This is a genomic window from Citrobacter sp. R56 (assembly GCF_016811995.1).
Classification (GTDB): Bacteria; Pseudomonadota; Gammaproteobacteria; order Enterobacterales; family Enterobacteriaceae; genus Citrobacter_D; species Citrobacter_D enshiensis.
The window spans coordinates 2,823,206-2,843,466 of record NZ_CP069159.1 but is presented as its reverse complement, the minus strand read 5'-3'; the positions used below and the strand labels follow the sequence as shown (position 1 = coordinate 2,843,466).

Annotated in this window: 13 protein-coding genes, 1 tRNA gene and 2 pseudogenes; 12 read left to right on the top strand and 4 right to left on the bottom strand. The window is 50.2% G+C overall.

The features are described from left to right. Nucleotides 1–72 precede the first annotated feature (72 nt). From JM656_RS13540 to JM656_RS13490, 11 genes and pseudogenes are all read left to right on the top strand, one after another. Nucleotides 73–160 (top strand) — tRNA-Ser (locus tag JM656_RS13540). A gap of 322 nt (nucleotides 161–482) precedes the next feature. Then, nucleotides 483–614, top strand: a pseudogene (locus JM656_RS13535) (IS3 family transposase); the annotation flags it as partial. Between the two features lie 609 nt (nucleotides 615–1,223). Continuing rightward, nucleotides 1,224–4,991, top strand: coding sequence for a peroxidase family protein (locus tag JM656_RS22465; protein WP_203358237.1), 3,768 nt, complete (start codon nucleotides 1,224–1,226; stop codon nucleotides 4,989–4,991). Between the two features lie 335 nt (nucleotides 4,992–5,326). Next, a pseudogene (locus JM656_RS13525) lies at nucleotides 5,327–5,557 on the top strand (IS630 family transposase); the annotation flags it as partial. A 335-nt stretch (nucleotides 5,558–5,892) separates the two neighbouring features. Continuing rightward, entirely contained in the window at nucleotides 5,893–7,509 is a 1,617-nt protein-coding gene (locus JM656_RS13520) for a hypothetical protein (protein ID WP_203358236.1), read from the top strand. Between the two features lie 424 nt (nucleotides 7,510–7,933). Next, on the top strand, nucleotides 7,934–8,683 hold the full coding sequence (locus JM656_RS13515; protein ID WP_203358235.1) for a hypothetical protein: 750 nt from the start codon (nucleotides 7,934–7,936) through the stop codon (nucleotides 8,681–8,683). A 299-nt stretch (nucleotides 8,684–8,982) separates the two neighbouring features. Continuing rightward, nucleotides 8,983–10,395: a tetratricopeptide repeat protein gene (locus tag JM656_RS13510; RefSeq protein WP_203358234.1), complete on the top strand. Its 1,413-nt coding sequence runs from the start codon at nucleotides 8,983–8,985 to the stop codon at nucleotides 10,393–10,395. A 347-nt stretch (nucleotides 10,396–10,742) separates the two neighbouring features. After that, complete coding sequence (locus tag JM656_RS13505) at nucleotides 10,743–12,080, top strand: MFS transporter (protein ID WP_203358233.1); 1,338 nt, start codon at nucleotides 10,743–10,745, stop codon at nucleotides 12,078–12,080. 44 nt (nucleotides 12,081–12,124) lie between these two features. Then, the gene (locus JM656_RS13500) at nucleotides 12,125–12,865 is read left to right on the top strand and encodes a glucosamine-6-phosphate deaminase (RefSeq protein WP_203358232.1); all 741 of its coding nucleotides are present in this window, start codon (nucleotides 12,125–12,127) and stop codon (nucleotides 12,863–12,865) included. Between the two features lie 10 nt (nucleotides 12,866–12,875). After that, nucleotides 12,876–13,904 (top strand): N-acetylglucosamine-6-phosphate deacetylase, encoded by a 1,029-nt coding sequence (locus JM656_RS13495; protein WP_203358231.1) that lies wholly within the window; start codon nucleotides 12,876–12,878, stop codon nucleotides 13,902–13,904. Nucleotides 13,905–14,134: 230 nt separating this feature from the next. After that, nucleotides 14,135–15,310: an ROK family transcriptional regulator gene (locus JM656_RS13490; RefSeq protein WP_203358230.1), complete on the top strand. Its 1,176-nt coding sequence runs from the start codon at nucleotides 14,135–14,137 to the stop codon at nucleotides 15,308–15,310. A gap of 96 nt (nucleotides 15,311–15,406) precedes the next feature. Here JM656_RS13490 and dgcJ read toward each other — a convergent pair whose 3' ends face one another. The 4 genes from dgcJ to cbpA form a co-directional block, all read right to left on the bottom strand. After that, complete coding sequence (gene dgcJ / locus JM656_RS13485) at nucleotides 15,407–16,936, bottom strand: diguanylate cyclase DgcJ (protein WP_255565689.1); 1,530 nt, start codon at nucleotides 16,934–16,936, stop codon at nucleotides 15,407–15,409. Between the two features lie 137 nt (nucleotides 16,937–17,073). Then, the gene (locus JM656_RS13480) at nucleotides 17,074–18,171 is read right to left on the bottom strand and encodes a 4Fe-4S binding protein (protein WP_203358229.1); all 1,098 of its coding nucleotides are present in this window, start codon (nucleotides 18,169–18,171) and stop codon (nucleotides 17,074–17,076) included. A gap of 223 nt (nucleotides 18,172–18,394) precedes the next feature. After that, nucleotides 18,395–18,700, bottom strand: coding sequence for a chaperone modulator CbpM (cbpM, locus tag JM656_RS13475; protein WP_203358228.1), 306 nt, complete (start codon nucleotides 18,698–18,700; stop codon nucleotides 18,395–18,397). After that, complete coding sequence (gene cbpA, locus JM656_RS13470; RefSeq protein ID WP_203358227.1) at nucleotides 18,700–19,620, bottom strand: curved DNA-binding protein; 921 nt, start codon at nucleotides 19,618–19,620, stop codon at nucleotides 18,700–18,702. Before cbpA ends, cbpM begins: the two co-directional genes overlap by 1 nt. 257 nt (nucleotides 19,621–19,877) lie before the next feature. On the opposite strand from cbpA, the gene JM656_RS13465 reads away from it, so the two are divergent. Then, nucleotides 19,878–20,243, top strand: coding sequence for a copper resistance protein (locus JM656_RS13465; RefSeq protein ID WP_203358226.1), 366 nt, complete (start codon nucleotides 19,878–19,880; stop codon nucleotides 20,241–20,243). Nucleotides 20,244–20,261 lie beyond the last annotated feature (18 nt).

The window sequence follows — 20,261 nt, the reverse complement described above, 5'->3', positions numbered from 1 at the left end:
GACTGTTTTTCAGGCAAACGAACGTTTTGGTGCTTTACAGGTCCGTTCGGGATGTTTATAGTGCGCCTCATTGGAAGCGTGGCCGAGTGGTTGAAGGCACCGGTCTTGAAAACCGGCGACTCGAAAGGGTTCTAGAGTTCGAATCTCTACGCTTCCGCCAAATACAGAGAAGGGGTTACCGAAAGGTAACCCCTTTTTCTTTTTTGGTGTTTTTACCATAAGTTGACGCCTCCTAACCATTTAGTGTCCCTGCTGGAAGAATAGCTGTCATAGACCATATTAAAACCAGGGTTATTGTGGTTTGGGGGGAGCATGTACCGCCGACGTCATCGTCATTCCAGAGTTAACCATCTCTTCAGGTTCACCAGCCCAAAGATGAACACTGTGCTTACAGTAGAGTCATCTTTAGCGTTTGATACGTGCTTTGAACAGGCCTCGTCGTGAGGACAGAATTTGTCTACGGGTGTGGGGTCAGTCCAATCATTAATGACTGGCGGCAGGATTATAACGAGTATCCTCCACATTCAGCACTGAATTATCCGACACCATCAGAGTTTGCAGCAGGCTGGCGAAACGGAAAAATTAAAGGTAAACAAACCGACATTACTCACTGACGGTAGTCTCTAATTCTGGGGACAGGTCACATCATACATAATGACCTCGTTTATGATGTTGATGGCAGGTAAATATAAGTTAGTTTCGGTATGTCAACGAAGCGGTACTAATAATGTATTATTTTCAGGTTTTTTTATAAACTTTTATATTATTGATTTTAGCGTGCCTATATTAATAATTAATTTTTTCTTTATGATTTATTCAATATTCATCTGGAAAATTTCACCTATCGTGTTGTATTGCTGGATAGTTAAAGCGCGGCTATCAGCGCAACGTTGACCGGTTAATTACCGGTGGTTCATTTTCGCTGTTTAATATTATTGACGGTTGTTAACTTTATGGCTTTATTAAATATCAGGGGATCGCTTGTCTGAAGCCTGTTATCACTTTGGCAAAGTAAGTCGTCGCGATTTTCCAGTGGGAGCTGAGCATATCCATCGTAGGGTCATTTTGTGAAGTGAAGGGGGAATATAGATCGTTTGCCCCCTCGGAGCTCGGAGCTGCTCTGTCTACTCGCTCAGTTAGCAATTCCAGGCGCGTAATCCGAGTGCCGCGTACAGGCTTCGCCTTTTCGTGCCCTTTCATAATCATTCTTGAGAGAAATGAACATGGCCGATATTAATAAGCATGACCCTAAATTTATCCTCCTGCAAACCTCTATAGCACAAGCGTATGTCGACGGTGTCAACTTTAATTTACTCTCCAACCCTCTGCTTCCATTCGGTATTCGTACCTTCGATGGTAGCTTTAACCACCTGGTCACAGTGCAGAACAAGTTTGGTGCCATAGACCACTCCTTCCTGCGCGTGTTTGATCACGCGTTTCAAACGGGATACGCCGGGATATGGTCAGTTATAGATCCGCCGCGATCGGTTATCAGTAACCAGACCGCCAACATCTTACCCGCAGTTGAAGTGAACAAAGGTACCGATCCGGTCATCAGCACTGGTCTGGATGGTGTGTTTGGCACGCCGTCGCCGCAGGAGGTTGTTGAGCTGGCGTCGAAATCCAGGCCTTCTACGCTGACCCAGGACACGAGCACAGTGCCTGACGGCATGAACACCATGTCGAAACCTGCCGATCCCATTATCTTAGCGAGCAAGGAAACGTCGGCGGATGACGATGATGATGATGACGATGGCGATGGCGATGACGATGTCGGCGGCGACGGTGCCTTCCCGCTCAACGCCAGTGATGTCGCCAACCTGAAGAATCTGGTCAACGGGCGTGAAGGCGGTGAAGACAACGATGCACTCGGGATCCGCGATCTCGAAGGCACCGGAAATAACCGTGTTCACCTTGACTATGGTTCGGCCGATCAGCCGTTCACACGACTCACCGACGCGCACTACGGCGCCTGGAATGAGACGACTCACAACCGCGACATCAATCCCCTGTTCTCCGGGCTGGATCCGCGTGCCATCAGCAATATCCTTGGCGCACAGGAAGCAAACCTTTCCGGCAACGCCGCGGGCGTGAACAGCTTGTTCACGGCCTTCGGTCAGTACTTCGATCACGGTCTCGATTTCCTCGGTAAGGGAGGTAACGGAACGATCCAGATTGGCGCTCCGGGCACGGTTCCAAATCCTGCTGACCTGACTCGCGGAACCGTTGACAGCATTGATGCCAATGGCATCCCGCAGCATCTCAATAAGACATCGCCATTCGCTGACCAGAACCAAACTTATGGCTCGAACGAACTCGTCGGCCAGTTCCTGCGCGAAGGTGACGGACAGGGCGGGTTTACGGGCAAGCTATTGGAAGGCGGAGTGGATCCCTCAAATCCGAATTTCAAGCTGCTGCCCACGCTGAGCGAACTGATCCTGCATCACTGGAACAACAACACGCTGTTCACCGACAGCTCGCTGCCGGGCGACCACAGCGTGACCTTCCGGGAGTACTTCGCCGGACTGGTCGACAGCAATGGTGTTATCAACAAGTCGATGCTCCCTGCCATGACGTCTAATTTCATGGGAAGTGGCTTTGCGCTGCTGCTCGACACCAACCCCTTTATCAACCTGCTCGACCACTACGTAGCGGGTGATGGACGTGCGAACGAGAACATCGCACTCACTGCGGTCCACAACATCTGGGAGCGGAATCACAACTTCCATGTCAACGGATTGCTCGAAGCCGGATTCGAGGGAACAGCTGAAGAACTGTTCCAGGCCGCCAAGATAATCAACGAGGCTGAGTATCAGCGCGTTATTTACACCGACTTTGCCGACAAGTTGCTTGGTGGCATGAGAGGCGAGGGCGATCACGGCTTCGCCGGGTACAATCCGGAAGTGGATGCGCGCGTCTCACACGAGTTCGCGACTGCAGCTTACCGGTTCGGTCATTCGCTGATAGGGCAGACGCTGACGGTGCTCGACGCTCAGGGCAATGCAACGCAGGTACCTCTGTTCGACGCGTTCCTCAACCCGACCAACGATACGAGTGCGTTCATCCTCCCCAGTGGGCAATTGCCTTACTCTCCCAAGCCTGGCTATGAGCAGTTGGGTGTCTCCGGGATCATTGCCGGTGGTGTTGTCCAGCCCGCGGAAGAAGTCGACGTCAATATCGTCGATGCTGTCCGAAATGACCTCATTCGTACCAGTGCTGACGTGTTCGCGTTCGACGTCGCCCGCGAGTGGGACGTCGGTCTGGGTTCGATGAACCAGATCCGGGCCGACCTGATGGCCTCTCTCGATCCGTATGTGAAGGAGGCGGTCAGCTTTGCTGGCGATCTCACACCCTACAGTTCGTGGGAGGACTTCCAGGCACGGAACGATCTCAGCGATACAGTCATTGAGCAATTCAAGCAGGCGTATCCAGACCTCGTGCTGGAAGATGCTCAAATTGCAGACTTCCTGGCGGCGAATCCTGGCTATAAATTTGTCAACGGAAACACCGTCAAAGGCATCGACAGAGTTGATCTGTTCGTTGGCGGACTCGCCGAGAAGCACATCAATGGCGGTGTGGTTGGCCAGACCTTCTGGGTCATCATCCACGAGCAACTTGACCGGATCCAGGAAGGTGACCGGCTGTATTATCTCGACCGCGTGGAGCATCTGGATCTCTACGAGGTCATCGAGGAGCAGGGCTTTGCCGGGATCGTGGCACGCAACACGGGCCTGACCAATCTTCCCGAGAACATCTTCGGGACGAGTCAGCTCGATAATCCGCCGGTCGTTGCCAACCGCAACCTCGTCCTCAATGGTGGGAACGGCATTGACGTCCTCAATGGTGGGCTTGGCGATGACGTCCTCAATGGTGGGGGCAGCAACGACACGCTCAACGGTGGGGCCGGCAACGACACACTCAACGGCGGCACTGGCGCCGATGTGATGGTGGGCGGTCTCGGTAATGATATCTATATTGTTGATAATACTGGTGACGTTGTCACTGAAGGTCTTAATGGCGGGACGGATGTTGTCCAGAGCACCCTCAACAATTACACGTTGGGCAATAACGTTGAAACACTGGTGTTCACCGGGACAGGCGCTTTCACTGGCAAAGGGAATGCCATTGCCAACACCATCACGGGTGGCAGCGGTAATGACTTTTTGTATGGGATGGGAGGAAACGACCAACTGAACGGTGGGGCAGGAAATGACTCCCTTGATGGCGGTGACGGTGCCGATAACCTTCAGGGCGGGGCTGGCAACGATAACCTGATAGGCGGAGCGGGTAACGATAGACTCGAGGGTGGCCAGGGTGCCGATAGCATGACGGGGGGGGCCGGAGATGATGTTTATCTGGTTGATAATGCCATGGATAGTGTCAAGGAAGCTCTTAATGGCGGGACGGATGTTGTCCAGACCACCCTCCAAAATTACACGTTGACCAATAACGTTGAAACACTGGTGTTCGCCGGGACAGGCGCTTTCACCGGCAAAGGGAATGCCATTGCCAACACCATCAACGGTGGCAGCGGTAATGACTTTTTGTATGGGATGGGAGGAAACGACCAACTGAATGGCGGGGCAGGAAATGACTTCCTTGAAGGTGGTGAGGGTATCGATAACCTTCAGGGCGGGACCGGTAACGATTACATGATAGGCGGAGTGGGTAACGATAGACTCGATGGTGGCCAGGGCGCTGATATCATGGCAGGTGGTTCCGGAAATGACACCTTCGTCTTTAGCGCAGGCTTTGGGCGAGACCGTATTACCAACGGTTTCGATAGTAATCCCGGCGGCGGACAGGACCTCATCGATCTGAGTTTATTAGGCATTGGTGTAGCGAATTTTGCCAGCAGCGTCACGATTGCTGGAGGAGCCGGTAGCAGTACCGTCATTACCATCGGCAATCCTCTTAATGGCAATGTCATTACTTTAGAAAACGTAAACTCTAAAAGCATCGATATTAATGATTTTACTCTAATCGGATAAGGAGAAGACGATGTCGCGCCAGCATACGCCAACAGAACTAAAGGATTTATTAAAGGGAGCGAAAGCCACCTTTATAATGCTGTTTTTTTAGTTATGTTATCAATATGCTTATGCTGGCGCCTGCAGTAAAATATCGGTTTTGTGAGAAAGCGAATCCCGTCAAAAAACACGGAACCGGGAAAGGAGATCACATACTGCTACGCTCAATCCGCTGGATAAATAAATCACTAAATTGAGTTAGTCATTTTTTCAACTCATTGCAACTTAGCTCGCAGTGCCAGAAGCCTACTAACCCACGTGTTTCAGCACAAATGGTAACAGACGAAATTAATGGAAAGATGGCCGCAATCCATAAAGAGCTGGACGAACGCAACGTGGAGCACCCGGTATTTTATGAAGGTGAAGTGGATATCCACCTCAATCCAAAAATCGGAGCGGACTGGCAACTGCGAGGGCATCAAAAACGAGTGATTACTCCCGGGTAGAATGAAAAATATTATCTGGCCGGGGCGCAGCACCGTGGTACAGAAAAAGTCAGTTACGTAGGTGGCAGCAGCAAAAGCTCATTAAACGCAAAACGGATGTCCCGTTCTTTTATCTGTGCGGGCGGTCCTGCAGCATTTCGAGGAACAACAGATTGCTGAGCGTGGTCAGTTTATTTTCTGTACCTTCCTGGTTATCCGGCAGACAGGCTATCATCATTATTTTGCATGATTATTAAGATGAAAATAGTACGAAAGTTAATATTTAGTATGCCAATTTGATAGCAATAATAAACTGAAAATACTGGCAATAAATACGCATTTCATCAGCAAATGATTGCGTGCTTTGCACGCTAGCCAAGCTTGTTTCTAATTATCCTGTATTTTCAATCAGGTAATACAAATAGAGAGTGTTTGTTATGCACAGATACCCCATCATCTATATCCGCGGCTATGCAATGACTGTGGGTGAACGTAACGAAACATCAGCAGATCCTTTCTGTGGGTTTAACATCGGATCGACTCTCTATCGCGCTTCTGAGAGCAAAGACAGGCCACCAGAAAAAATGGTTTTTGAATCACCGATAGTACGCTTGATGAGTGAGTTTAAGTATCAGCACGTATATCAAAACGGCTTTGATATCCTGGATGAGAACTGGGAACCGGCACGTAATGAAAAGGGGGTGCCAATTCCCGGTATCCCTCCCGCCTCAATAGTGATCCTGAGGTATTACGATGATGGTTCTGAATGGTTCGGTAATGGCGAGTCCCGTAACGTTACAGAATATGCTAAGCGTCTGAACAGTCTAATACTGAAGGTCAAGGAACTGGTTCTTCAGTACCGGGTAGATGGCGAACCTGCGATAGCTGCCGAGGATTTTCGCTGCTATCTGGTGGCGCATTCGATGGGGGGACTGATTGCCCGGGCGTTCTTGCAGGGCCAGGTCAATTACAAGGAGGCTCGCGAAAGCGTCGACAAGTTTTTCACCTTTGCCACACCGCACAACGGTATTGATGCTCTGGGGGTTAATGTCCCGAGCTGGCTGACTCCAGCACAGGCAAATACCTTCAGTCGCAAAGAGATGGTGAATTACTTTAACTTAACGAAGATCGCACCCAAATTCGACGGGCGCGTTGACCTGATCCCTGAGTCTGCACTATCACCAGACCGGATATTCTGCATGATAGGTACCAATCGTGGTGACTATGAGGTGTTACAGGGTGCCGTTCGGGCTTTCGTCGGCAGTGGAAGTGATGGTTTGGTGCGTATCGATAATGCTTCTCTGTGGGGCATTAAGACTGATGGCAATGACCGATTAGTGCCAAACAGCGAGACGCAAGTGGCTACAGCGTACGCCTATCGCTCCCATTCTGGCTTCTTTGGTATAGTCAATTCCGAAGAGGCATATCAGAACCTGATTCGCTTCCTCTTTGGCGACGTTCGCGTTGATATTTATCTGGATATTGAGAGCGTTTCATTGCCGCCGGAAGTGGAAGAGCAGGTACAGGCCGGTAAGACACTGGAAGCCGGTTACCAATTCGAGTTCCGTGCCGCCCCAAAAGGTAAGCGCTGGTTCCTTACCCGCAGACAGTCCGTCGAGGATTCGCCTGCCTGTCGAAGCCACGAAGATCTGACAGGAAAAAATAAAAATCGGCGGAGTATCTACCTCTCCAGTGTATTTCTGTCGAAATGGGCAAAGGTGGATTCCGATCCTTCGCTTTCCTATTCCATGACCGTCGTGGTCAAAACGCCAGACTATGTGATCGACCGTCGATTTTTGCCTGACGTCCACTATGAAGGAACTGATTTGTTTCGCGGTACCGCAACCGTCAAATTGACACCACCTCCAGTCCATAATCCCAATGCCGATTGGCACGTCAACTTGTCCTGGAACGAAGGTATCACCGCTACTGTGGATGAGGACATGCACTTCCAGGATAAACAGAGCAGTCACGATATTGCGTTGCCATTCGAACAATCCCGGGCTCCTGGTATTAAGGGTGTACTGAGACTGAAAGTCCGCCCCTGGGAATAGGGAACAACTGACCCACATATGTCTGTAGGTAATCTGAACCGGCGAGATAGCTTCATGCCCAATGCGAATGATGTGAGGTGGTTTAAGAGTCAGTTTCAGAAAAATAGAACCTTTGCTTGCCGATTCACCTTTGACGGTGGATTTTTTCGTCGCTGGGTACATGCCACGGAAACCTGGCAAGGTGATGCGAAGAGTTGAACTCGCGGGGGGCATTCGCTCAATGAACCGGGGCTACCGGAATAGCATGGCGTATCAGCTGAAGCGCCCCGTACTGAATTGGTCGCGCCGCTGCAGAGTCAGGCCGGTGAGAATAACTTTCGCTTTGGTACGGGTAAAATCAACGGGTGGAATGGTGAGCAATTTGCCGAGAGTGCATTCTGGATCCATCCGTGATGCGTTGCGAATAAATTTCTGGAGGTTTTGAATGAGTGCTCCTTCTTCTCGTGTTTCTTCAGCTTCTCATACGACGCGATCTCAGCCCAGAAAACATGCTGTGTCTTTTTCCGATAAGGATGTTTGGGACCGCATTACATCGCTTGCGGCGATCCTTATCCCTGCTGCTATTGCCCTGGCCGGTTACTTCATCGGTCAGGCAATCAAGGATGCAGAAATTGCATCCCAGGAAAAGCGCGCAGGTCTCGATAGAGCGCTTGCTCGGGAGAGCGTGCGTGTTTCACAGGCGAATCTCATTAATACCCTTATGAAATCGTTGACCAGTGTGAACCCACAGGAACGTCAGTTAGCCGTTCAAGCGGTGATAATTGCCCTCCCGGAAGAGGGCCCAGCGTTGGCACGCACGATAGAACAAACAGACAAGGATAAGTCGGTGCAGGAAGCCGCTCGTAACTCTATTGACCAGCGAATAGAGACACTACTTCAGGATCTGTTCGCATCAGATGCCAGTACCCGTATAACGGCTGCACAGCAAATCATTCAAGGTTGGCGGAACGATCCTGGAGCGGTTGATGCGATCATATCCTTTGCTAAAAGCCATCCCTCCAATGAGAACGGTATCTTCAATGCCGTCGTTGTGCTTTCTGAGTTCAACGCTTCCGCACTTAAGACACATCGAGCGCAAGTTATTGCTTTCGCTGAGCAGGCAAAAGGGGCCGGTCCGAACACCGCAGCTCGTGCGGCAGTGCTATTGTCCCGACTTGGACCTAATCCGGCGTAATGCCCAACTTATTTCAACAGGCAGTGCCCGTTACCATTCATTAATGGGGGCGTTTCGGCTAACCGTATCTCTGGTCTGTGCTGGATTCCCCCCACTGTTTGCATTCCCTGCGGCGGCGTCCGCTGAGTAAATGCCATACGCTTCAGTTGAATTCCCTGAATTTTAAGGGCATTTTTTCCGCGTTTTATCAAGTCGACGACTCATAGTTCTGATACAGATCACAACCGTTGGTCAAACGGGTTGGATTGTTAGTGTGCCATCTCCATTATGTGCATTTTTCTTAACAAGGATTACGTTATATGAACATTCGACCTCTCTTCGCCTTAACTTTCATCGGCTTATTATGGGGCGCTGGCGCATCGCAGGGACACGCAAAAGAGTGGAAAAAAGAGCCTATGACTGTTTTACAGCAAGGTGCAGAGGCGGGGGATGCAGAGGCTCAGTTCGTTCTTGCGGCCGTTTATTTAAAGGGAAAAGAGGTGCCGCAGGACCTCAGCAAAGGGCGCGAGTGGCTAATCAAATCTGCAGAGCAGGGAAACGTTAATGCGCAGCACCTTCTTGCGCTCATGTATTACGAGGGAAAGGAGGGGCAGAAGGATGACAAGAAAGCGGCCGAGTGGTTTAGCAAAGCGGCTAAGCAGGGGAAGGTCGATGCACAGTACTACCTTGGTATCATGTACTTTGAAGGTCAGAGCGTACAGCAGGACGACAAGAAAGCCGTTGAATGGCTGACCCAGGCTGCGGAACAGGGCAATGCCGATGCGCGCTATTTCCTCGCCCTGATGTACTTCGATGGTGAGGGGGCACGGTGGTATGACGGTAAGGTCATTGAGTGGTTCAACAAAGACGCCGAACAGGGTAATAAGAAAGCGGTTGAGTGGCTTAGTCAGGCAGCCGGACGGGGAAACTATCTTGCGATAGAGTGGCTTCACCGGGCGGTTGAACAAGGAAATCCCGATGCGAAGCATTTTCTTGAAAGCAATAAAGCGCTGTTAGAGGGTTACAACACCGTCAAGGCATTGGGTAAAGCGGCTGGGCAGGGAGATGCTAAGGCGCAGGCATTACTCGGCAGAAAGTACTTTGAGGGTGATGGCGTTAGTATGGATCATAAAAAAGCGCGTGAGCTGTTGACGCAAGCCGCCAGTCACGGCGATGCACTGGGCCAGAGCATGCTGGGTGTTATGTATTACATCGGCGAGGGCGTCGGTGTGGCTCAGGATTACCAGAAAGCGTTTACGTTATTTAACCAGGCCGCTCCCCAGGGCGATATGCTGGCGCAGGGCATGCTCGGCTCAATGTATTTAAAAGGAGAGGGAACCGCTCAGGACAATAAGAAAGCGCTGGAGTGGTTTAGCAAGGCCGCTGAGCAGGGAGACACGGGCTCTCAGACGGATCTTGGGATGATGTACTTAGACGGTAACGGTGTCGCCCAGGACGATAAAAAAGCCATTGAGTGGTTTGATAAAGCCGCCAGGAAGGGGAATGCAAGGGCTCAGGGTCTGCTGGGAAGCATGTACCTGGAAGGGAAAGGGGTGAAGCAGGATTATGCACAAGCCTATATCTGGTCTGCGGTGGCCGTCGCCAATGAAAATTCTGATGCGCGGGCTTCTATGGAGAGCGCAAAGCAGAATTTAACGCCTGCCGCCTTTAAAGACGCGGACGATAAGGCGAGAAACTATTTCGAACAACACCGCGATCAATCAGAGATGTAACCCAGTCTTAATGGTTAAAACCCCCGGCGTGAGGCCGGGGGTAATCGCTTGTACCGTCACCACAACAAATTCTAGTCCCGCGTCAGACACACCATTGAAACCGTCACCTGGATATCATTCCCGGCAACGTCGAACCAGACAGTCCTTTCAGACCCATTTTTACTCATAAATCCCGTTTGTCATGACAGCTGTCACATTTACAACTCTATTTTTGAACGATCTCGTTCAAAAATAGATGCCGTAGTGATACCGTCATTGCACGCGAGGTTGATGTCCGCTTGTTATCCAGACCAGACAATGTTTTTTATTGTTTTAAAACAATTGTTTAATGAAGTTCAGGGGGAGCAATGAGTGAAGCAAATTTAGACCGAGGTAGCATACTGGATATCCCTGCAGAGCAGGGGGCCAGTAAAAAAACGATTCGCAAAGTCATGTTTGCCAGCATCTCCGGCACCGTTATTGAATGGTACGACTATTCGCTATACGGCGCCGCTGCGGGGCTGGTCATCAATAAACTCTATTTTCCCAATCTCTCTCCTACCATTGCAACGCTGGCCGCTTTTTTAACCTTTGCGGTTGGCTTTGTTTCTCGTCCCCTGGGAGGGGTGATTATTGCGCATATTGGTGATCGTTACGGGCGTAAACCCGCCCTGATTTTTGCCGTATTATTAATGGGGATTGCAACACTGGCATTGGGATTATTGCCGACATATCACCACATCGGTATCTGGGCGACCATTGCCCTGGTCGTTATTCGCCTGATGCAAGGGTTTGGTTCCGGCGCAGAACTGGCGGGGGCTCAGACCTTTGTTGCCGAATACGTGCCTGCTAATCAGCGAGGGTTTTACACTTCACTGATCAATGCCTCCACGGGCGTGGCCATTCTTCTTTCATCGCTGGCTTTTTTCCTGGTCACCCAGTTACCGGATGAAGCCTTTATGAGCTGGGGATGGCGTGTTCCGTTCCTGTTCTCCATTGTGTTGTTTATTGTGGCTATTTATATCCGTAAACATCTGGATGAAACGCCTGAATACGTAAAATCGATGGAGAAGGCCGAGAGTAATAAGAAAACCGAGGCCGTCCCGATTAAAGCGTTGATCATGAACAGTCCTAAAAGCCTTATTTGCGGTTTCTTCAGTCTGGCGGGCCACCAGGCAAATGGGTACTTGCTCAGCGTTTTCAGTATCAGTTATCTGACGAATACCTTAGGGATGGCGAAATCTGAAGGACTAATGGCACTGATGATTGCCGTGACGGTAAATACCCTCATGACGCCGGTCATGGGAAAAATGGCCGATAAATATGGCACTACGGTTGTCTTCTCGTTTGGCGCTATTTTCCTTGGTGCCTTTGCTTTCCCGCTGTTCTGGTTTCTTAATAGCGGCGATATTGTGCTGGCCACCATCGGGATGTGTATCGCTTACGGTATTGGACACGGCGCAACGTCGGGAGCTCAGGGGGCATTTCTTGCGAATCTCTTCCCGACTCAGTACCGCTATTCCGGCATCGCGTTATCGCGTGAACTTAACAGCGTTATTTTTGCAGGTTCCACACCGGTTATTGCCGCTGCGCTCATCACCTTTGGTGATGGAGAGCCGACCCTTCTGATCTATTACCTGATCTTTTGTAGCCTGTTGACCTTAGTCGCGGTGCAAATGGCGAAGGGATTAAAAGAACATCATTAATGTAGGTCCAGAGATAGTATTAAAAATTAATCAATGAGGTAAACATGAATATCATAATTTCAGACAATAAAGACATTTTGGGTGTAAAAGCAGCGGAAGCAGGTATTCTTGCGATACAAAACGCACTGGCTCAGAAAGCGCATATTGCCATTATTCTGGCGACCGGAGCCAGTCAGTTTCAAATGCTGGAAAATCTCATCAAGGCGGATATTGACTGGTCGCGAGTGACGATTTTTCATCTGGATGAATATATTGGGTTAGGCGAAGATCATCCGGCCAGTTTCCGGCGTTATCTGCGCGAACGTGTTGTCGAAAAGCTTTCAGGATTGCACCAGTTTGTGGGGGTTGATGGCTCTGCTGAGAATATTGACCTGGAGCTTGCTCGTTTGAACCGATTGATTAGCGCGCAGGATATTGACGTTTGCTTTGCAGGGATCGGTGAAAACGGCCATCTGGCTTTCAACGATCCACCGGCAGATTTTACAACAACGGTACCTTATCTGAAGGTTGAACTGGACGAAGCCTGTCGCCGCCAGCAGTTGGGCGAAAAATGGTTCAGTTGCTTAGAGGAGGTGCCGTCACACGCTATCTCCATGAGCATCCATCAGATTATGCTCTCCAGGGTGCTGATCCTGAGCATTCCGGATGCACGTAAAGCGCAGGCTGTAAAAGATGCTCTGCAAGGCCCTGTGGTGAATACTGTTCCAGCCTCTATTGTTCAACGTCATGCTGCCTGCGAGGTATTTCTGGATAATGAATCCGCCTCGCTTATGACCAGACCGTAAGGGATGAAAGATGAAAGTCACTCCAGGTTTGTTTGATATACAGGTGAATGGGTTTGCCGGTGTAGATTTCAATGATGAAAGCATTGAAGCCGAAATGCTGGACTTTGCGCTGGAAGCCATGCTGAAAACCGGCGTGACCTGCTGTCTGCCAACGCTGATTACGGCTTCCGGCCCTGTGCTTATCAGGCGCTTTCAGGCGCTGGATAAAGCCGTGACCGGGAGTAAGCTCGGGGCGTTGATGGTCCCGGGATATCATCTGGAAGGACCTTTCCTGAATCCGGCAGAGGGATATGCCGGGTGTCATCCTCCACAAGATATGCTTGCTCCGGATATTCGGCTGATTGATGACATCGAAAAGGGACTTTCACGATCGATTCTGTTGGTCACCTGCGCCCCCGAATTTGATGCCAGTAGCGCGTTTGTGCGGACGTTAACGGAAAGGGGAAAATGTGTTGCGGTCGGGCATTCCAGCGTCGGCTATGCTCAACTTCAGAAGGCTGTTGAGGCAGGGCTCAGTTTGTGTACACATCTTGGTAATGGCATTCCTCAGACATTGCCTAAGCTGGATAACACATTACAGGCGCAACTGAGTTGTGATGCGCTGGATGCCTGCTTTATTGCTGATGGGTTACATATTCCCCCGTTCGCGCTCAAAAACCTTCTGCGCGCGAAAACGTTGACCCGCTCAATTCTGGTGACGGATGCGATGAGTGCAGCAGCCTGCAAGAACTCTGGGATGTATTCTTTTGCCGGAGTGAAGGTGGAACTTGCTGACGATGGTACGGTACGCCAGCCGGGTGCCAGTAATCTGGCGGGATCCAGTCTGACCCTGGATCAGGCAGTGCGTAATTTGATGTACTGGAATATCGCCAGTTTTGACGAAGCCGTGGAGATGGCAAGCGCCCACCCGGGCAGGGTTATGCAAAAGGCAATGGTTCATCATTCGCAAATTCGCCCTGAATCCAGGGTGGTCTGGGATGACAACAATGCCGTCATTGAGTGTCATATCGCGCCTGGCATCAGTAGGCGCTACAACTAAAAACAGGGGCAGCAATGCCCCTGCAATGCTAGCTCTCTGCATTTAAACTGTTTCCCCAACGTTGTAACCGTTTGTTCCTTCTCCTGTAAAAGCAAATCAGAGTTGATTGATGCGCTACCTTTCAGGATACTTTGTCGGGTAGCTCTGCTGGCATAACCCCCCTCGTGATTACCACGATGAGGGATTACTGCTAATGTCCTGGTCTGAACCTGAAATGTTTTAAAAAGAGCATGAATAACAAACCCACAATAGACTTTTTGACCCATTTGCCGATCACTCGCGCCTTACTCAATGATAAAGAACGTGTTTTCCTTGCGGTACTAAAGGGAGAGGTGAAAACCCGAAGCGAAGCCACCAAACGACTGTCAATTCGTTCCACCACGATCTCTGATTATGTGGCTGAACTTCTGGAGGCTCGCCTGTTAACGGAAGAACCCAGCGAACATGTTGGGCGAGGGCGACCGTCGCTGACGCTGGGTGTTAACGCCAACAGAGTGGTGACCATCGTTTTTCAGGTGATCAGTCAGTCGGTGCATACCTTTATGGTCAACCTGGCTGCGCAGATTATCGCGCATGAGCATGTTGAGGCTTCACCCGATAGCGACAATGCGGCCCTGGAAGCAATTTTTCTGAATCTCTATAACAGTATCGTGATGAAGTTACCGGCAGGTGCTGAATTAGCCGGGACTGTTTTTTCGCTTGGCGGTGTATTTGATCGGACGACTCACCGCTGGATCCACACTTCGCGCTGGCCCAGGATGCATAACCTGGACATCAGAAATATTTTTCCGGATAAAGAACACTCAGTCACTCTGTCGCGCACACTGGATAACGAATTACTGATCCACCTCCTCCAGCAAAATGAAAGCACATTGCTTTTGCACTGGGGATACGGCGTCGGTTTTGCGTTTGGCCAGTCCGGGGACAACATTGTTGAAGGCGGTTATGCCTTCGGTGAAATAGGACACTGGCATATTCCAGGACAGAATGGCCTTTGTCACTGTGGACAAAAAGGCTGTCTGGAAACGGTCGCTGCATTATGGTCCATTGGACGCGCGGTTCTGGGCGATGGTTTTCAGGCAGGGGATGATGAAGAGCATATTGCGACTATGCTGGAATCCAGAGCGTTGTCTGATAATCCGGCGGTGCGACAAGCGGTAGATCAGATGACCACCGCCGCGTCTAATGTCTGTCGTGTCTTTTTCCCTAAAAAACTGGTTGTTTCCGGTCCCTTCGTAAAAAATGCGGGCATATGGCACGCATTCTGTGACGGTTTTGAACAGCAAAACAACTTCTTTGGTCAGACCATTCCGGTGTTATCGGTCAGTCAGGTGAACCGTGATCTTGGCGTGTACGGTGCGGCGATACCCGTACTAGAGCAAGGTCTGGCAAAACTGTTAGTGTAGCATTTCCCACGTTGGCGCAGCCCTGTATGTGTTCTACAGGATTTACGCCAACGCGGGTGATTTTGATGTCCCCATATTGGCGATACGTTGACGCGCTCAGATCTTACCCGGCTCCTGAATACCGTATTTATTCCGTTTATGCTGATACAGCAAATCGTCCGCTTTTAACAGTGCGCTTTCCAGCGTGTCATCAGAATGCAGTTGATAACAGCCATAGGAGAAGGCCACGAGTTTTTCTTCATCCAGTGTGGTCAGGTTTTCCTGGATTCGGGCAATGACATCCCAGGATTTCGCCAGCGTATAATCGATCAAAATCAGGCTGAATTCGTCTCCGCCCAGTCGTATACCGTAGTCACTTTTACGAATTGATTGGGCTATCGCCATGCCCAGAGATTGAATGGCTTTGTCGCCCATATGATGCCCCAGCGTGTCGTTGATTTTTTTCAACCCATCGCTGTCGATCGAAATGACCGTGATGGCGATTTTTTTCTGCAGCAGAGTACGGATTTTTTGCTCAAGATTGACGTTCATTATTTTGCGATTGTAGAGACCGGTCATCGCATCGGTGACATTGTCATGAGACAGTGACATATGACGTATAAACTGTTGTTTAGCATAACGGCAGAGCAGCCAGGTACTGAATAGATAAAGTACGACTAACCACATATTGCTGATGATTAGATAAATCGCATCAAGTTTAATATGCAGAGTGTAGTACTGTGTTATCGGCTCTTCATAATTAATGGCATCTGCCGTTTTAATATACGGGCTATGGAAAATGATATTGTCACGGGTGGTATTATCAGTGACGTAAAGCGATAAAAATTGCCACAGCAGAGGGCGATCAAGGGTATGGAACGAGGTTGCCAGATCATTAATGTTGATATCGGTAATTAATATTCCTTTCACGATATTGTGACGGAACACAGGGGTCAGCATGCTGATGATATTTTTCTTTGTAAAACCATCATGATAAATATGCGAAACGATGTTTTCACCCTGCATTAAGTCATTTAATGCCGTGGTGTCAATATTGATGGTGTGGGCGCTACGAACAATATTGATGCTGTCATCATCGGCAACCAGCCAGTTACTGAATTTGTAGTGCCGGGTATCAACTAATTGATTGATGTAAATATAATTATGTGCAAGATCAATATAATACCGCATGTTTTTGAACACATATCCGTTGTAGTTCGAAAAACTGTACCGTGACGAAATTATTGTGTTTGCATGTTGAATGATGGGCAGCGCGGAGACGTCATGGCCCCATTGTGCGCACGAGGGATTGTGCGTTTGTAGCGTACCCTCCAGAGTGGGCAGGGTTTTACCCACCAGATTTAAACCGAAAATCGTGTTCACTGATTCGACATGTTTGTATACGTCAGCCATCTCATCCGTTTCATTTACTGACGCAGATGCGGTGGATGAAAATGCTCTCGATAGGCGAAATGCAATATCCTGGTTTATGAACTCCTCATGGAATAACGCAGACTTTCCGTTTTCAGCAATGTATCCCATGTAGCGTTGAAGGCTACGGTATTCATGAGCGAAGAGGGCAAAAAAAATCGATGTCGTACAGGCAATGATGATGATAACGGCGCTGATATATTTATTCGGAGACAAGCTGGTAACTTCCCTTTTTTAAACCACCCGCAAGTGCTCCCAAGTATAGCATCGATAACCCTAAAATTCCCGCCAGCGAGTATAACCCCTGGTGCAGGGGTTATGCTTTATCCTGGTGTATCGCCCGCTTCGTTCAATTAATGCCCAATCATGTTTGCTTGCGGAATAAGCCGGAAATAGAGATGTTCGGGAACGGGACTCTCCCAGACACCTGCCAGCATAGCGATACCGACCGTGGCAAATACGATCCCCAGTACCAGTGCGGTCATGGTGGCCCCCGAGAGGCCGTTCTGCCAGCGCGTTTTCTGATGTGGAACGGTTTGTGTTCCGGGTGGTGTACGTACTGAAAATACCAGTGTCGACGCGACTGGGCAGGATTCAACGCACGTCATACAGCCAGTACATTCAAGCGTTCTCACCTGAATTAATCGGTCTACCGGTATTTGGGAGGGGCAATTTTTGGCACATTTCCCACAATCAATACAGCTGTCGGCATTACGACGGATTTTAAACGGGGATAACAGAGAAAAAAGGCCAAGTAAGGCACCATAGGGGCACAAATATCGACACCAGACATTACGAATAAACAGGCTGGCGATGGCGAAAATAATCACACAAACGAGAGTTGCCATACCGATGTGACGGAAAAAATTGAGCATTTTAACGTCGATAATTATCCCGTAAGGCGACATGAGAAAGAGCTGAATTCCCTGTGCTGGCATTGAAAGCGCGATATACAGAAAAAAACTTAACAGCACATATTTCAGTCCGCGTAACGGAATATCCAGCCAGCGGGGGAGCGTAAATTGACGTCCCACGCATTTCATCCCCAGGTTGCCGAGCAGTTCCGATAGCGTACCCACGGGGCACAGCCATGAGCAGAATGCTTTTTTAAGCAGCAGGCTTATCAGTACGAACGCCACCAGCAGCAGCATGGACGCCGCGTGAATAGGGGGGAGCCAACCCGTTTCTACGGTGTATCTGGCGTTCATCAACCCGGCGATAGGTAACCATCCTTCAATCCCGCCGGGCCTGGGAATAAACATGCTGGCGCCGCCCGTTTCATAAAAACGGACCCAGAAATAGAAACTAACGCCAATATAAATATTGATGGCCAGCAGCAGGTATTGCGTGGCTTTGCGCCAGGTCAGGGCATTTCGCCAGTCATTCCACGGTAATTTACCGCCTGTTGTTCCCTGACGGCGTTGCCAGCGTGTTCTCTTCGTCTCGCTCATGACCGCTCACTTTCCCAGAACGTGCATCCATAATGCTACTATGCTACGGCGGAACCCCACGGCTAAAATTGATTTATATCCTGATAATGGTTCGTGTCGCAGAGAAATAACGTATTGCGCCACGTTATACCTATAAAGTGTTATTTGGCGGGTGGTGATTGTTTATTTTTGGCAAATATTGGGGGCAATTTACAGCCCCCGGTTAATTACGGAAATCTGTGGGTTATGGATGCGTAATAAAGCGCGAAAGTCTCTGGCGCAGCAATCGGTTTTCCTCTCTTAATTGCGCATTTTCTTCCAGCAAGGTGAGCGCAACGGCAATGCCAGGCCAGTCCAGCGCCAGTTCGTGACGCAACCGCAAGGCACGTCGCACGACAGCGGCGGCATGGTCGTCGAATTGCCAGGGGGCGGCTTTGTGCTCGTAAGGCTCAATCACACCCAGACCCACAATTTCGTAAAGTTCTTCTTCTGACACACCGGTATGCAGACAAAATTCGGTGATGGTAAAGGTGACGGTCACGTTCGCCATTATGCTTTCCCCCACTCTTTGCGCGGTTCAAAGGACGTTTGTGTCTGCGCCAGTTGTTGCCAGAGGGCTGCTGCGGCGGCATCCGGTTTTGGCGGCATCACAATCTTAATCACCGCATACAGGTCGCCAGTCTGCTTTTTGCTCACCAGCCCTTTGCCTTTGATGCGCAAACGCTGTCCCGCCTGACTGCCGGGCGGGATAGTCAGCAAAATGTTCTCCTTCAGCGTCGGCACGGTGACTTTGGCGCCCAGTGCGGCCTCCCACGGTGCCAGCGGCAGGACGATCTCCAGATCCTGATTGACGATATCAAACAGAGGATGCGGCGCAATATGGAAAACCAGCCACAGATCGCCATTCGGTCCGCCGTTTTCGCCTGGCGTTCCCTGGCCTTTGAGACGAATACGTTGTCCATTTCCCACACCCGCCGGGATTTTTACGTTCAGCGTTTTGGGGATTTCTCGCTCCACAAGACCCAGTGCGTTATACACCGGCACTGTATAAGTGAGGGTTCGCGAGTGTTCAGTCAGGGTTTCTTCGAGAAATATCGCCACCTCAATCTCTATATCGTGCCCACGGGTTGCCGGGCGCTGGCGAGACTGTCGGGCGTGCTGGCCAAAAATCGACGAAAAAATATCGTCGAAATCTTCAGTGTTGTAGCTTTGGCTTTCGCCTTGTTGGAATGAGCGGTTAAATTGCGGATCGTGGCGATGCTGCCACAACTGGTCATATTCTGCCCGGCGCTGTTCATCACTGAGCACTTCCCACGCCTGAGCAACCTCTTTAAAGCGGGTTTCGGCATCGGGTTCTTTGCTGACATCAGGATGGTACTTGCGGGCCAGTCGGCGATAGGCGGTCTTGATAGTCTTGAGATCGTCCGTCGGTTTTACGCCCATGATGGCGTAATAATCCTTTAATTCCATAGCGTTCTCTCTCGTAAATCACGGCATGCAAAGGAAATCCCCTGAAAAGACATCACCGTTAAGTGTAGGGTAATCCTAAGAAACGCGTCTGCAAACAGCCAAAACATCACTTTGCTGAATGAAATGACTCCACGGAAACAGGGTTTCTGAAGGGGATTGCGGGCGCGAAATCAGCCTGTGGACATAACTTTACAGCCCAAAGGTTGCCAAAACCTCCCCAGGGGCTAAGATAACCCGCGTCAATCAGTGAGGGTGTAATGGCGAAACGACAACGGATGGGATGGTGGTTTCTGTGTCTGGCATGTGTCGTGGTGATGATTTGCACCGCGCAGCGCATGGCGGGCCTGCACGCGTTGCAGATGGAAACCGCCGCGACCGTCGTGGCCGTTGTGCCGGATGCGCCGTCCGAAGAGGTCACGTCTACAGTTACACCCTGCGAACTGAGCGCAAAATCACTGCTGGCGTCGCCGCCCGTGATGTTCGAAGGGGCGATTCTGGTCCTTTGCCTGCTCCTTGCTCTGTTGGCACCCCTGCGGGTTATTCGCCTGCCGTTTTTCCCTCCGCGAGCCATCTCGCCCCCCACTCTCAGAGTTCATCTACGCTTTTGCGTGTTCCGTGAATGACAGACCGGTTAGTGCTAA